Source organism: Thermoanaerobacterium butyriciformans, assembly GCF_017874545.1.
Classification (GTDB): Bacteria; Bacillota; Thermoanaerobacteria; order Thermoanaerobacterales; family Thermoanaerobacteraceae; genus Thermoanaerobacterium; species Thermoanaerobacterium butyriciformans.
In genome coordinates, this window is the sequence record NZ_JAGGLT010000066.1 from 1 (window position 1) to 1,738 (window position 1,738).

1 protein-coding gene is annotated in these 1,738 nt (G+C 29.4%); it reads left to right on the forward strand.

Going from position 1 to position 1,738, the window contains the following annotated elements:
* Positions 1-133 precede the first annotated feature (133 nt).
* Entirely contained in the window at positions 134-1,618 is a 1,485-nt protein-coding gene (locus J2Z80_RS14870; RefSeq protein ID WP_209455071.1) for an ISLre2 family transposase, read from the forward strand.
* The last annotated feature ends 120 nt before the right edge of the window (positions 1,619-1,738 follow it).

Here is a 1,738-nt window from a genome sequence, read left to right on the forward strand (position 1 = left end):
CTTAGTGTATAATTTTAGTAGGCGGTAAAAAATAGAAAAAGGAAGGTATCCAAAAAATACCTTCCATTCACATGAATCATCCGCTATAATGTTTAAATAGAAAAAACAAAAAAAGCGTTATAGAGGTGATTACATGCTAGATATAAGTTTAAACGAAAATGAAATAAATTTCAAGGATTTAGAAGCGGAAATTTACAAATTAGTTTGCGAAGAAGCTTGTAAAATAATGGCTCAAATCCTTATGGAAATAGATGATATGTTACTAGAAAAAAGGGATAAAAAAGAGTATAGGTGTAAAGGTAAAAAGCATACAAACATAAAGACAATTATGGGTACTGTTGAATTTGATAAAAGAATTTATGAACATATAAATAGTGAAGGGAAAAAGGAATATGTTTATCTTTTAGATGAGTATTTAAAAATGGATACAATAGGGCATATATCAACAAATCTTATTGAAAAAGTTGTAGAAAATGTAACAGAAATGTCATATAGAGAAGCAGCGAAAAATATAGAATCATTAACAAATCAAAGCATAAGCCATGCAACTGCATGGAATATAATACAAAAGATTGGAGAGAAAATAGCGGAATTAGAAAAACAAGATATAAAACTATTCAAAGAAAACAAATTAAGAGGAGAAAAAGAAACAAAAATATTATTTCAAGAAATGGATGGATTATGGTTATCAATGCAAGGCAAAGACAGACCAAAAGGCAAAAAAAGCAGAGGGAAGAAAGAAATAAAATTAGCAGTAGCATACGACGGATGGGTAAAAAGAAGCCCAGGAAGTAATGAATATATAACACATAATAAAATAGCATGTGCAGGATTTGCAAGCAGCAAAGAATTTAAAGAATTAGTAGATGCAACGATAGCAAAAGAATACAACATAGACGAAATAGAAATAAAGATAATAAATGGGGATGGAGCAAGTTGGATTAAAGAAAGCTTGGGAGAAGAAGGAGTATATTTTCAATTAGATCCATTTCATAAAAGCCAAGCAGTAATAAGGAATGTAGAAAACAAAAAAGATGCGCACAAATTAATGAAAATGTTAGATGAAGGAAAAACAGAAGAAAGCCTAGAATATATAGCGAAATTAATGATAGAGCAAAAAGATGATGAAAAGCAAATGAAGAAATTAGAAAAACTATATAACTATTTAGTAGCCAATAAAGAAGGGATAAAACCATATCAAAAGAGAGAAGAAATAAAAATACCAGAAGCCCCAGAAGGAATAGAATACAAACATTTAGGAACAATGGAAAACAATATATTTGACACATTAGCAAGCAGAATGAATGCAGGAAAAATGAGTTGGACAGAAAAAGGTGCAAACAATTTAGCAAAGATATTAGCCTTAAAGACAAGTGGTAAACTTTATAGTGTAGTAGAAACATACTATAATGTGATAATATCAGAAGAAAAATTAGCAGAGATAAAAAAAGAAATAGAATTATCAGCAGCGGATGTAAACAAAAAGCAGAAAAAAGCAAAAACATATCACATACAAAGAGGAGGTATGCCGTTTGAAGGTTGTGCAATGACAAACGGCAGAAAAACAATAAGAGAAATACTCAGATACAAATGTTTAAGTGAATTAAAAGTCATATAAAAGGCGGAATATGAAGATAAGAATGGAGTAAAAACAATTGCATGAAAATTCACAATACATTAAACATTATGTGAATAAAATTTGAAGAAAAAAATTTGCCAACAACTACTTGACACAAAC